This window comes from Ruegeria sp. BJ5, from assembly GCF_056537865.1.
The window spans coordinates 61,869-73,646 of the sequence record NZ_JBQFSH010000005.1 but is presented as its reverse complement, the minus strand read 5'-3'; the positions used below and the strand labels follow the sequence as shown (position 1 = coordinate 73,646).

At 58.7% G+C, this 11,778-nt stretch carries 12 protein-coding genes; 3 read left to right on the top strand and 9 right to left on the bottom strand.

What is annotated here, in order from left to right:
- The first annotated feature begins 1 nt into the window (after position 1).
- Together ACR0NY_RS15780 and ACR0NY_RS15775 are read left to right on the top strand one after the other, a co-directional pair.
- Complete coding sequence (locus ACR0NY_RS15780) at positions 2-1,009, top strand: flagellin (protein ID WP_170342476.1); 1,008 nt, start codon at positions 2-4, stop codon at positions 1,007-1,009.
- On the top strand, positions 1,006-2,100 hold the full coding sequence (locus ACR0NY_RS15775; protein ID WP_170342478.1) for a flagellar basal body P-ring protein FlgI: 1,095 nt from the start codon (positions 1,006-1,008) through the stop codon (positions 2,098-2,100). The genes ACR0NY_RS15780 and ACR0NY_RS15775 overlap by 4 nt, the downstream gene beginning before the upstream one ends.
- A gap of 50 nt (positions 2,101-2,150) precedes the next feature.
- On the opposite strand, the gene ACR0NY_RS15770 is transcribed toward ACR0NY_RS15775, so the two are convergent.
- The 8 genes from ACR0NY_RS15770 to ACR0NY_RS15735 are packed head-to-tail and all read right to left on the bottom strand — an operon-like array spanning position 2,151 to position 9,397.
- On the bottom strand, positions 2,151-2,795 hold the full coding sequence (locus ACR0NY_RS15770) for a DUF1523 family protein (RefSeq protein WP_093963661.1): 645 nt from the start codon (positions 2,793-2,795) through the stop codon (positions 2,151-2,153).
- Positions 2,796-2,805: 10 nt separating this feature from the next.
- On the bottom strand, positions 2,806-3,072 hold the full coding sequence (locus ACR0NY_RS15765) for a hypothetical protein (RefSeq protein ID WP_093963662.1): 267 nt from the start codon (positions 3,070-3,072) through the stop codon (positions 2,806-2,808).
- A 1-nt stretch (position 3,073) separates the two neighbouring features.
- On the bottom strand, positions 3,074-4,411 hold the full coding sequence (locus ACR0NY_RS15760; RefSeq protein WP_170369938.1) for a DUF6638 family protein: 1,338 nt from the start codon (positions 4,409-4,411) through the stop codon (positions 3,074-3,076).
- A 55-nt stretch (positions 4,412-4,466) separates the two neighbouring features.
- Positions 4,467-4,835 (bottom strand): hypothetical protein, encoded by a 369-nt coding sequence (locus tag ACR0NY_RS15755; RefSeq protein WP_170367519.1) that lies wholly within the window; start codon positions 4,833-4,835, stop codon positions 4,467-4,469.
- Positions 4,832-6,763, bottom strand: coding sequence for an AAA family ATPase (locus ACR0NY_RS15750; protein WP_170369940.1), 1,932 nt, complete (start codon positions 6,761-6,763; stop codon positions 4,832-4,834). The genes ACR0NY_RS15755 and ACR0NY_RS15750 overlap by 4 nt, the downstream gene beginning before the upstream one ends.
- A 21-nt stretch (positions 6,764-6,784) precedes the next feature.
- Positions 6,785-7,903, bottom strand: a complete 1,119-nt coding sequence (locus ACR0NY_RS15745) for a hypothetical protein (protein WP_170369942.1) — start codon at positions 7,901-7,903, stop codon at positions 6,785-6,787.
- 33 nt (positions 7,904-7,936) lie between these two features.
- Positions 7,937-8,311 (bottom strand): hypothetical protein, encoded by a 375-nt coding sequence (locus tag ACR0NY_RS15740; RefSeq protein ID WP_170369944.1) that lies wholly within the window; start codon positions 8,309-8,311, stop codon positions 7,937-7,939.
- A 6-nt stretch (positions 8,312-8,317) separates the two neighbouring features.
- Positions 8,318-9,397, bottom strand: a complete 1,080-nt coding sequence (locus ACR0NY_RS15735; protein ID WP_170369946.1) for a coiled-coil domain-containing protein — start codon at positions 9,395-9,397, stop codon at positions 8,318-8,320.
- A gap of 288 nt (positions 9,398-9,685) precedes the next feature.
- Between ACR0NY_RS15735 and ACR0NY_RS15730 the strand changes: the two genes are divergently transcribed.
- Entirely contained in the window at positions 9,686-11,161 is a 1,476-nt protein-coding gene (locus tag ACR0NY_RS15730; protein WP_170369948.1) for an NAD-dependent succinate-semialdehyde dehydrogenase, read from the top strand.
- A gap of 142 nt (positions 11,162-11,303) precedes the next feature.
- Here ACR0NY_RS15730 and ACR0NY_RS15725 read toward each other — a convergent pair whose 3' ends face one another.
- On the bottom strand, positions 11,304-11,771 hold the full coding sequence (locus ACR0NY_RS15725) for an Hsp20 family protein (RefSeq protein WP_170342492.1): 468 nt from the start codon (positions 11,769-11,771) through the stop codon (positions 11,304-11,306).
- Positions 11,772-11,778 lie beyond the last annotated feature (7 nt).

Sequence of the window (11,778 nt, the reverse complement as noted above, 5' to 3'; positions counted from 1 at the left end):
CATGACCTTGAATTCGATTGGTGATCTGGCCCGCGGTCTGACCTTGCGCGCGCGCAGCACCGAGATCAAAACGCAGATCGAAACCCTGTCCTATGAAATGTCCACGGGAAAAACCGCTGACATTTCTGGACGTCTCAATGGCGATTACTCGCATTTGCTGGACCTGGATCGAAAAATTGCACAGCTGGACGCCTTCTCTACGGCGACCGCCGAGGCAGATCTGTTTGCTGATGCCACTCAGATCAGCCTCGAGACGTTTGAAACCTCGATTGGCGAGGTTTCGGCTTCTCTGCTCGCGTTTGGGACATCCAACCAAGCAACATCGCATGCTCAGGCCTCGGCTCAGGCGCGCAACGAACTGGACACGATGATTTCTTCACTGAACACGCGGGTCGGTGGCCGCAGCTTGTTCGCGGGAACCGCCACGGACGCCTCTCCGCTGCAGTCGACGGACACGCTACTGGCTGCTCTGCGAACCGAATTGGCGGGGCTGACAACCCTGACCGATATTCGCCAGGTGGCTGAAGATTGGTTCAATGATCCTGCCGGGTTTGAGGCGGTCATGTACAACGGTTCCAACACGACCCTCGCACCTATGCAGATTTCGGAAACCGAGCGGGTGAACATGCAGTTCACGTCCAATGATCCGAAACTTCGGGATGGATTGCGCGATGTCGCGCTTGCGGCGCTGGCAACGGAGGGCGCGCTGGGATGGCCACCAGACCTGCAAACTGCCTTGTTCACCGATCTGGGCGTGGCTCTGGCCAACACCAAGGATGACGTCGTGACGATGCGCGCTCAGATCGGAGCGGCGCAAGCCCGCATCGAACAGGCCGAAACACGAAATGCTGCGGCCAGGACCAGTTTTGAATACGCGCGCAACGAACTTGTCGCCGCCGATCCCTACGAAACCGCAGCACACCTGCAGACCGTGCAGTTCCAGCTTGAAAGCCTCTATTCGGTCACCGTCCGCAATTCGACCCTATCATTGGTGAATTTCCTGAGATGAGACTTCTGGCCTTCCTTCTGATCATGCTGCCTTCGGTGGCGGTTTCCGGGGCTGTTCGGCTCAAGGATCTGGTGAATTTTGACGGTGTACGCGGCAATGATCTGGTGGGATATGGCCTTGTCGTTGGACTGAACGGAACCGGTGACGGGTTGCGCAATTCCCCGTTCACCGAAGAAATCATGTCGAACATACTTGAACGGTTGGGCGTAAACGTCACTGGCGAGGACTTTCGCCCCAAGAATGTCGCCGCCGTTCTTGTCACCGCCACCCTTCCGCCCTTTGCGCGGGTTGGTGGGCAGATCGATGTGACCGTTTCGGCGATCGGAGATTCCAAAAGCCTGCTGGGCGGCACCCTCGTCATGACACCCTTGAACGCCGCGGATGGGCAGATCTATGCAGTTGCGCAGGGCACAGTTCTGGCAGGTGGTGCAGTCGCCGAGGGCGACGCTGCATCGGTTGTTCAAGGGGTGCCGACATCCGGTGTCGTCCCCGCCGGAGCCCGGGTCGAGCAGGAGATCGATTTTGAACTGTCAGGTCTTTCCCAATTGCGGTTGGCCCTGCGCGAGCCGGACTTTACGACCGCCGGTCGGATCGAAGCGGCCATCAACCGCGAGTTCAATCGCGCAGTTGCGGTCATGCGCGACTCGGGCACGGTGGAATTGAGCATCCCGGAAACGCGGGCTCCTTCCACCGCGCATGCGATCGGCCGGATCGAAAACATCCTGATTGAACCCGAAACCAAGGCTCGCGTGGTTGTTGATCAGCGCTCCGGCACAATCGTCATGGGGCAGGAGGTCCGAATCTCACGTGTCGCGGTTTCCCAAGGCAACCTGACACTTCGCGTAGAGGAATCTCCGATCGCCGTTCAGCCCAACCCCTTTGCCAGAGGGGAGACCGTTGTTGTTCCACGAACCATCGCAGGGATTGAGGAGGACGCCGGCACCGGGTTGGCAGAAATACCCGAAGCGACGACGCTGTCGCAGGTGGTTGCCGGCCTGAACGCGTTGGGCGTGTCCCCGCGGGATATGATCGACATCCTCAAAACCATCAAAGCGGCCGGGGCCCTTCATGCCGAGTTTGTCGTCAGATAGCTGTGCGTATAGGCGGGTAGCCGATGGTCAGACAGGTTTCCGGTTCTGACCTATTTTGACTTCCAACTGTCCAGCCAGCGCCGGAAGCTGGATCTTCGCTCATCGATTGCATCCCCAGCGGCGTAGAGACCATCCTCGACGCTTTCAAGCATGGGGTCGATGCGGGCTTCGCGGAACCTGCGCCAACGCACCCAAAGCGCCCAGACGATGGCAAAGAACACGGTCAGGAAAATGATGTTGAACCAGGGAATGATGCGAACGTCCGGTCCTTCGACATGTTTGATGAAAATGGCGTTCGGGAAGATCGAAAGAAACTCGTTGCGCCAGCCGTAGTGGGTCACGACAACCCAATCCGGATCATCCTTGTCCGAGATCGCGTCGTTGGCTTCGGTGTAAAGGTTGGCGGTATCGAACTTGAAATAGGGTGGCCAACCCCAGCTGGTATCTTCGTTCCGATAGACGATCGGCTTGCCGTTCGCCCGCACGGCTTGGATGAACTGCACATCGCGGTTCGAAAGGCTGGTCGACTGATCATCGGGCTCGGACCAGAAAATGCGGGTCCAATCCGTCAGATCCTGCCTCTCTTCGTAGGTGTTTACGATGCGGACAATGTCGTGCTGCGGCAGCGAGTATTGCAGGATCGCACCCAGCGTGATCCAGAAAATCAGGATGAACGCCCATTTGATGTAGACCATTCCCAAAACCTCACATGTAGTTCACGACATAGATCAGCGCGGCGATCGCCACCCAAGGCACGATATAAACACCCAAGATCAGTTTGCGACGGAACGAATTGTCATAGACGTGCAATCCGCGTTCGACGAAGGCTTCCTTGTTGCCGGTCTTGCCCTTCTCTTCCCACCATGTCTCAAGCTTTTGTCGCCGGACGCGACGCGAGTAAAGAGACAAGGCAAAGTAGGCAATCGTCTGAACGACGAGCAGACCGAGAAACAGGCGCATTGCTCCGAACATATCACTCTTTCCTTACCGCGCCCCAGGGGCCGACCCGTGCGATCACCGCCTCGCTGACCCGGTCCTCGCCGCTCATGTCGGGTTCATGCCCGAACAGTGCGGCGCGGGCCCCGGCCTTGTCCACTTGATATTCACGGGCAAGAAACTCGGCCACATAGGCCTTTTTTGGCTCTGCCCAGCCACCATAGGTGCGGTAGAACAGTTCCTTGTGGCAAATGAACATCTGGCGCGGGTCCAGCGGGGCAAGTTCGGCCAGCAGCATATTCACAAGATCGCGGTTCGGGGTATTGGCGGCGCGCAGCGAATAGAAATAGGCCGGATGATCCGAGGTGATACGCGGCCAAGGCCCGCCATCTGTCGCCCAGCGCAACAATTGCGCGAGGCCATGATAGGCTTCGGGCAAGCGATCCGCGTGATTGCGCGCCAAACGCCGCATGTCGCTGCGGTCCAGCCCGGTCAGATCAATGCCCGCATCCGCGGCGGCGTCAACGGTCAGAAAGTCCATCTTCTGTTGCAGGATCGCGGCGGCATCCACGCCGCGGGCCTTGACGATCGGCTCGACCAGATCGTTGTAATTCAGAAATTTGGCAATCTGGTTTCGCTGCGACGGATCAAAGACATATTTGATCGGCAAATCCTCTGGCCTTTCACCCATGCAGATCGCCGCCGGGTGATCCAGATCCGGGAACAGATACACGCCGCCGAAATGCGCCGTCCAGAAGTTGCGCTGTTCAAACGCCGTGTGGCGCAACCGGACAGGGTTGCGGGTGACGTCGCCGGTTTCCTTAGCGGTTTCGATCATCTTCGCGATCAGCACATCGTCGAACCAGGCGTATTCTTCGGTCTTGAACCGTTCCACCATGCCTGCCAACTGATCGGCCTTGCGCAGGGTGCCGCCGACGGTGTCGGCCTCGATCTCGATCTTGCGCAGGTTCAGCAGGTCGCGCGGGGTGGTGAGTTTGAAGACCGAGTTCACCAACTCTCCGGCCACCGCATCTGTGGCGGTCAGGGCAAACAGCTGCGCCTCGTTCATCTCGATGAATTCGCGCAGGATATCGCGCGAGGTCGAGAATTTGACGTTCAGCAGAGGCGCGCGTTTCTGCTCGGTCGTCAGCAGAATGAACTGCCGGTTGACCCCGTTGGGGTTGAGGTAGAGCGGGTCGTCCAGTTCAATCCCCACCTCGGGCGAATACCCCGAGATATCGACATGGAAATCCGTCAGCGCCGTGGTCTTGCCCGCCAGATGTTGCAGCGCGCGGTTATACCGCTCGACCAGAGCCGGGCTGGAGATGTGGACGAGATTGCCGAACATCAGGCCTTTTTCGATGAGGCGGATCATGAAGCGAGCCTTTGTTCAGTTGGCAGCCAATCGATTGATGACAGATAGCTATCCATCATGATGCAGCTCTGTTCTCGACGAAAGCCACTTTGAGCCTTCGTACCAAACCATAAAAAGTCACTGGAATCCAAATAAGTATCGCCCAAACTGACCAACCGAATTTTTCCAGAATCGGACAAGGTAAGCCGCTTGTGAGGGGGTCGCCACAAGTCTCCGAGACAGCGAAACCCGTTGCATAAAGAAGGGCGATGACCGTCAATACAGACATAAGCGAGATCGTGATCACGACATCGATTACCAACGCCAAAAGAATATGTAGCCTTTCGAGCGGCTTGAGCCAAAAGAGAGACACACAAATATAGCTCAATAGAGAAAGTACTAATAAAGCAACGAAGTAGGGTAAGAAAAAGCTCCAAAAGCTCACCCCTTCCCCTCCAGATATCGCCGCTTGGCCTCTTCCATCCGGCCCATCTCGCGGACGGCGTTTTCGATGGCGACCTCGTCGCTCTTGTCGGCATAGCGGAATTCGCTGTCGGCGTAGCGATTGATCTCCTGGATCACCATCTCGACCGTGATCGGCTGGCGCAGCTCCTCGATCATCGCCTTCTTGGTGTCGTAGTCGCGGAACAGGAACAGGTCGGGGTTTTCCATCCATTCGTCGGGCAGTTCGAAATCCATCGCGCGGACCTTGACCGCGTCGGTGATGTTCTTGATCGCGCGGCCGGTGAACCGCTCATCCGCCTGCTGGATCGCCTTGAGGTAGGTGCCCAGCTTGGCGATCGTGTCCATCCGGCCGATCTCCCCAGAAACACGCTCATAGACCTGCAGCAAAGCATCCTCATGCGGACGGGAGTGGCTTTCGAAACTGGCGGCGACGGCCTTTTTGATTTCCTGCGCGGCATAGGCTTCGTGTTCACCCAGCGGGATGTCGTGGTTGCGGCCCATCAGCAGGTGCAGGATGTCGATGTAATCCTCGCGCGTTTGCGGTCCGTCCACCAGAAACCGCGCACCCGCCCGCTGGCGAAGGGCGTCATCGACATTCTCGGGGTAGTTCGAGAACATGCCAAAGGTGCAGTTGCCGCGCACCACGGTGTTGGCCCCGGCAAAGCTCTCCATCAGCACGGCTGTGATTTCCAGTTGTCCGGCTGATGACTGCCGGTCGCCGCGTTTGCCCGCCAGCTGGTCGATATCGTCGATCGTGCCGAAACCGATGACCGAGGGGTCGATGATCGTGTTGATGAACGCCTTGGCGTTCTGGCCGGATTTGCCTTGATAGCTGTCGATATTATCGGTGCTCAGGTTCTGATAGCGGAATGGATAGCCTGCGTTCTGGCAGTAGTCGTTGATCAGCCCGGCCATCATCTGGATCAGGGTCGTCTTGCCGGTGCCCGGCTTGCCGTCGCCCATGAAGGTGAAGATGAACCCGCCAAGCTCCGCGAACGGGTTCAGGCGACGGTCAAAATCATAAGCCATCAGCATCTTGGCCAGCTTCATGGCCTGATATTTGGCAATATGGTTGCCCACCACCTCGTTCGGTTTCTTGAACGTCATGGTAAGCGTGGTGGATTTGGCCTTGGAGGCCGGTTCGAACCCCCGGATCGTCAGATCATCCGCCTCGATATGCCAGGCGGCGTTCTGGAACGGGGCCAGATGGCCAGCCGTTTGCGCGCGCAGAGCAGCTTTTTCCATCAGTTGCTCTGCATAGGCACTGGTGGCCGCGATCAGATGGGCATCATCGGGCGCGTGCTTGGCCAGAACCTGATCCAGCTCCCACAGGGCACCGTGCAGGGCGAGTTGGCCGTTGTCTGTCAGGACCTCTTCGATTTCACCGATTTCGACCGTGGTCTCCCCCAGATGCGAGGACATCAGATAGGCCAACGCATTGCCGAAGGTGTGCAAGGTGGTCAACGCTTCGGCGGTCAGCAGATCCGAGAATTCGGTCTTGCGCGCGGCGGCAAGATCTCCGGCCAGATTGGCGCGTTTCAGATCGGCCAGCGGGGTCTGGTCGGCATAGGTTTCGGCCACGGTTAAAGCGATGGCAATCGCCCGGCGGATCGCCTGCTGTGTGGTCGCCTGCTGTGGGGACACCAGCGCATCGCCGTCATCCGCGGCCTCGATCCGTTCGACCAGATGCACCCCATCGGCCCGGGCAGTGCGGCGGGTTACCAACCCCGGCGTGGTCGACCGAAACCGCCGCCCCGTCGACACACCGGGGGACCGTTCGACGGCGGCCTCGGCGGGTTTGGCTATACGCGGCGCATGCTCAAACCCGTTCAGCAATGCGGTGGCGGCAGGATAGTGCTTGCGAATATCGTCTTCGCGCAATTCCATCTGGTCTGATGTCAAACTCATTTCAAAATCGCCTTTGTATTATCAATATCGCAACACCTGCCCGGACTTGCTGACCACGAATTTGCGCACATCTGCAAAGCCCGGCGGATTGCGTTCGGCCAGAACCTGGAACGGACGCTGCGGAAGGATTATCGAGCGCTGGGTGCGTGTGGCCCCGGTCTCGGCCCCCTGTCCGCCGAAGGGGTCCAACGCAAAGACCTCGCGCTCGACGGTCGAGAACCATCCGGCGCGTTCTTCGATCACCTCTTCGCTGTGCAGCTCTTCGGTGGTCCAGGCCAGTGCCCAGTCCTGCCCCGCGGGGGCTTGCGCGTCTTCCAGCACCTGCCGCAGAGGGCCGGACTGCTCGGTATAAGCCGAGGAATACATCGGACCCACATGAATGCGGCGTAGGTGTTTGGGGTGCAGGTCGTCGAAATCCTGATCGAAGCCTTTGGCGATGGTCACCAGTTTCAGCCCGGCCAAGGATTGCGCCATCAGATGCGCCTGCACTTCAGGCCAGCGGCGTTGATCCTTGGGCAGGGCAGTATTGCCGCTGTCCTCCAACTGCATCAGGTAGATGACCGGCAGGTTGATCTGGCTGTCATAGACCGCCCAATGAATCAGGAATTTCCTACGTTCGCCCTCGGTCTCGATCCAATGGCACTCCGGATCATTGCGGGCCCAGAACAACTGACCTTTCAGCAATTCCTCGTAATAGAGTCTTTGCGACAGCGCGAATTGCAGCTTGGTGGGGATTTCCCTGTCGCTGATGATGGTCCGCACCATCTCGGTTTTCAGGTCATCTTCCGAGGGCATATTCGCCAGATGTACCTGCGCCTGCTGCGCGTCATTGGCCATGGTCAGCAACTCGGCCGCCACCGGAAACCCGCTGTCGCGCTTGTCCATGGCGAGGCTGCCAAAGAACCGCCCGGTATCACGCCCGACCAGCAGGTATTTCATGCTCAGCGCGCGGAAGGTGTAGAGCAACCCCGAGAGGTAACGCGAAATAATCCGCACCTCTTGCTTGCTGATCGCGCCCTCCGCCTCCATCGTCGCGGCCACGCGCAGGAGGTGGACGGTGATCACCTCGAATTTGCGGAAATAGCGGCGCGAGGCGAAGGTGTCGGTCAGACCGACATGGTCTTGGGTGGGGTTAGTCATTGGCGGCTCTCAGCAGCATTTCACCTATTGAAATCACTGCGGTTCATCCTTGACGGAAGGCACTCTTCCTAACGCATCGAGTTCAAAGAAACTAAAGACCATATTGGCCTCCGATTGGTGCGCATTGAAAAATTTTGGCTCTCGGCTCCTAATTGTGTGAGCAGTCATGGAAAACAGCGCTCGCGCGAGATTTCCGAAACACCCAAGCAAAATAAACAGAAGTGTTAGAAAGAGTATCGCGACCAGAATTCCGTTTATGCCGTCCTGACTGGTGATAAGAAATGGTGCGTCAGCACCAATTTTCGCCAAGGAAACACCGTCGTCAGAGAACAGTGAAACTAATCCCCCTGCAACCGTGATCAAAATGCCTAAAAGGCCAAATTTACGAAAAACTTTCCAGTTCCACATTAGGGGTTATCCCCCATACAAATTCTTATCATGCTTCTCGACAATCGAGGCAAAACGGCGGGCAAAGCGTTCATCCGCCTTGGCCTTTTTCTCCAGCACGTCGCGGGCAAAGACCATGTGGTCCTCATGCGCCTCAAGCATGTCGGCCATTTTCTGGTTGGTCGCGGTGCCGATGGCGGCCATGGCTGTCTGCGCCTCCTGGTCGGTCTGCACACCGATCTCGTTGATGCGGTGGGCCACGTCCTGCTGCTGCGCGGTTTTTAGCGATTTGGTCAGGGCGTCATACAGCACAACGCGCTGCTGCGTGTCTGTCTGCAGCTTGTTGATCAGCACCATCTGCGTCGCAGCCTGGTTCTGCAGTGAATCGACCCAGGTCTTGCCCTTTTCGATGTACCGTTCCAGCGTTTGAGACTTGGCCAGCTTGACCTGCTCTTCCTGAACCTTGGCGTTGTATTGCTTGTTCAGTTCGGCCAGTTCGGTTTCGAGCTTGGTGCGCGCGGCGGCGTCCTGCTCGACACTGATCTTGTTTTCCAGCGTGATGATCGCCGGGTCCATGCCCTGAATCTCGGCCCGCAGCGCTTCCAGTTCAGCCACGGTCGCCTCGCGGTCGTCTAGCGTGACGGTCAGGTTGTTCTCCACCTTCACGCGCTGCTCTTCCAGCACGGCCAGTTGTCCTTCCAGCAGCTTCACGATCACGTCTGATTTCGCGATCAGGTCCTGCAGTTTGTCGTCGATATTGGCTGAGCGCATCCGTTCTTGGCGCATGGACTCGGATTTACCCTTCGAGAAGATGCCCACGAACGATTCCCACCCGGTCTTCGAGCGCATCTCGTCGAAATCCTTGGAAAACGCGCTGGTGACGTCGTCCAACCCCATGATCAGTTCAGCGATGTTCGCGTTCATCACCTCGGTGTGGGCGTGCACGTCTTCAAGCGTGGCATTTTCGATGTCGATATCCGCTTCGGCCGTTCCGATCTTGGCGCGTGCGGCCTCGATCCGCGAGGTCAGCCCTTCGATCTGCGACTGGCTTTCGCGCACCTTGGCCTGGGTTTCCTCGATCAATGCTTCGAATTGCTGGTTCGACATCTGTCCAATCCTTGTTTTTCTTATCTACCCAACAAGATAGGGAATGTTATAACGATTTACATCCCCTTGGGTCTCTCAAATCACCGGAACTTTGGCAAAACCCTATCGAAAAAGATAGGCGTCAAAACCAACAGCTGGCTGGCTTTGATGCTTTCCGGCCCTTGCATCGCACGCCGATCGATTTTTTGATCAAATCTGGATTGATTGACGCCCCCGGGTGGCCCTAGACATGTTCTGCGCCACCTGATTGGGTACGCGCAAATTCTTTCCCTTCCCGGAGGCCGACCCATGCTGGATACCACGACCGACCTGAAATCGCTTTTGAAGAACCCCGACCTTCTGGTCACCAAGGCCTATATCGGCGGGCAGTGGGTCGATGGTGACAACGGCACCTTTGCCGTCACCAACCCGGCCCGCGGCGACGTGATCGCCGAGGTCGCGGATGTCAGCCGCGCCCAGGTGGCCGGTGCCATCGCGCAGGCCGAGGCGGCACAGAAGGAATGGGCCAAGCTGACCGGCAAGGAGCGCGCCGCGATCCTGCGCCGGTGGTTCGACCTGATGATGGAAAACGCCGAGGATCTGGGCAAGATCCTGACCGCCGAACAGGGCAAACCCCTGGCCGAGGCGGTGGGCGAGATCGCCTATGGCGCGTCCTTCATCGAATTCTTCGGCGAAGAGGCCAAGCGGGTCTATGGCGAGACCATCCCCGGCCATCAGCGCGACAAGCGGATCATGGTGCTGAAACAGCCTATCGGGGTGGCGGCCTCGATCACGCCGTGGAACTTCCCCAACGCGATGATCACGCGCAAGGCAGGCCCGGCACTGGCCGCCGGCTGCGCCTTTGTCGCGCGCCCGGCCACCGAAACGCCCTTGTCGGCGCTGGTGCTGGCGCTGCTGGCCGAACAGGCCGGCGTTCCGGCGGGTGTGTTCAACGTGGTGCCCTCGTCACAGGCCAGCGAGATCGGCAAGGAGTTCTGCGAGAACCCCGGCGTGCGCAAGCTGACCTTTACCGGCTCGACCGAGGTGGGCCGGATCCTGCTGCGCCAGGCCGCGGACCAGGTGATGAAATGCTCGATGGAGCTGGGCGGCAACGCGCCGTTCATCGTGTTCGACGACGCCGATCTGGATGCCGCCGTCGAAGGCGCGATGCTGTGCAAATTCCGCAACAACGGCCAGACCTGCGTCTGCGCCAACCGCATCTATGTGCAGGCTGGCGTCTATGACGCCTTTGCCGCCAAGCTCAAGGCCGCGGTCGAGGCGTTGAAAATCGGCGACGGCCTGTCCGATGGCACAACGACCGGCCCGCTGATCAGCGACGAGGCGGTGGCCAAGGTGCAGGAACATATCGCCGATGCCACGGCCAATGGCGGCGCGATCCTGACCGGAGGCCTGCCGCACGATCTGGGCGGCACCTTCTTCCAGCCCACGATCATCACCGACGTGACCCAGGACATGAAGGTCGCGCAGGAAGAGACCTTTGGTCCGCTGGCGCCCCTGTTCAAATTCGAGGACGAGGACGAGGTCATCGCCATGGCCAATGACACGATCTTCGGCCTCGCCTCGTATTTCTACGCCAAGGATCTGAGCCGCGTGTACAAGGTGGCCGAGGCGCTGGAATACGGCATCGTCGGCATCAACACCGGCATCATCAGCTCGGAACTGGGCCCGTTTGGTGGTGTCAAGCAATCCGGCCTTGGCCGGGAAGGCAGCCACCACGGCATGGAAGACTATCTCGAGATGAAATACATCTGCATGGCGATCTGATCGGACGGACCATGAGACCAGGGCGCCTTTGGGCGCCCTTTTTCTTTGCAACCGTCATGAAAAAACCCCGCGTCCGGAGGAACGCGGGGTTGTGCGACAACCGAGGGAGGAGACGATCATCGCCGCTTGGGCGGTCTCAGCCTCAGTTCACGGGCTTGGCGTCAACCACGTCCTTTTCGATCGCCTTGGTCGAGGTGATCTCGATCCGGCGCGGTTTCAGCGCTTCGGGCACCTCGCGCTTCAGGTCGATGTGCAGCATGCCGTTTTCCAGGCTGGCGCCGGTCACGCGGACGTGGTCGGCCAGAGCAAAACGACGCTCGAAGGCGCGGGTGGCGATGCCGCGATGCAGATAGGTGCGCTTGGTGTCTTCGGTGGCTTTCTTACCGGCCACGACCAGCGCGTTTTCCTTGACTTCGATCGTCAGGTCATCTTCGGCAAAGCCGGCGACTGCGATCGAAATGCGATACGCATCGGCATCGGTTTTTTCGATGTTGTACGGGGGATAGCTGGGTTGTGACACTTCGCTGGTCATGACCCGATCCATGATGTCGGCAATCTGGTCAAAGCCGACGGTTGCACGGTGCAGTGGTGCAAAATCAAAGCTACGCATGTTCGTT

Coding starts and splice junctions, on each gene's coding strand:
- ACR0NY_RS15750 (WP_170369940.1), bottom strand. CDS start 6,763: ATGAGTTTGACATCAGACCAGATGGAATTGCGCGAAGACGATATTCGC.
- ACR0NY_RS15740 (WP_170369944.1), bottom strand. CDS start 8,311: ATGTGGAACTGGAAAGTTTTTCGTAAATTTGGCCTTTTAGGCATTTTG.
- ACR0NY_RS15770 (WP_093963661.1), bottom strand. CDS start 2,795: ATGGTCTACATCAAATGGGCGTTCATCCTGATTTTCTGGATCACGCTG.
- ACR0NY_RS15765 (WP_093963662.1), bottom strand. CDS start 3,072: ATGTTCGGAGCAATGCGCCTGTTTCTCGGTCTGCTCGTCGTTCAGACG.
- ACR0NY_RS15775 (WP_170342478.1), top strand. CDS start 1,006: ATGAGACTTCTGGCCTTCCTTCTGATCATGCTGCCTTCGGTGGCGGTT.
- ACR0NY_RS15725 (WP_170342492.1), bottom strand. CDS start 11,771: ATGCGTAGCTTTGATTTTGCACCACTGCACCGTGCAACCGTCGGCTTT.
- ACR0NY_RS15745 (WP_170369942.1), bottom strand. CDS start 7,903: ATGACTAACCCCACCCAAGACCATGTCGGTCTGACCGACACCTTCGCC.
- ACR0NY_RS15730 (WP_170369948.1), top strand. CDS start 9,686: ATGCTGGATACCACGACCGACCTGAAATCGCTTTTGAAGAACCCCGAC.
- ACR0NY_RS15780 (WP_170342476.1), top strand. CDS start 2: ATGACCTTGAATTCGATTGGTGATCTGGCCCGCGGTCTGACCTTGCGC.
- ACR0NY_RS15760 (WP_170369938.1), bottom strand. CDS start 4,411: ATGATCCGCCTCATCGAAAAAGGCCTGATGTTCGGCAATCTCGTCCAC.
- ACR0NY_RS15735 (WP_170369946.1), bottom strand. CDS start 9,397: ATGTCGAACCAGCAATTCGAAGCATTGATCGAGGAAACCCAGGCCAAG.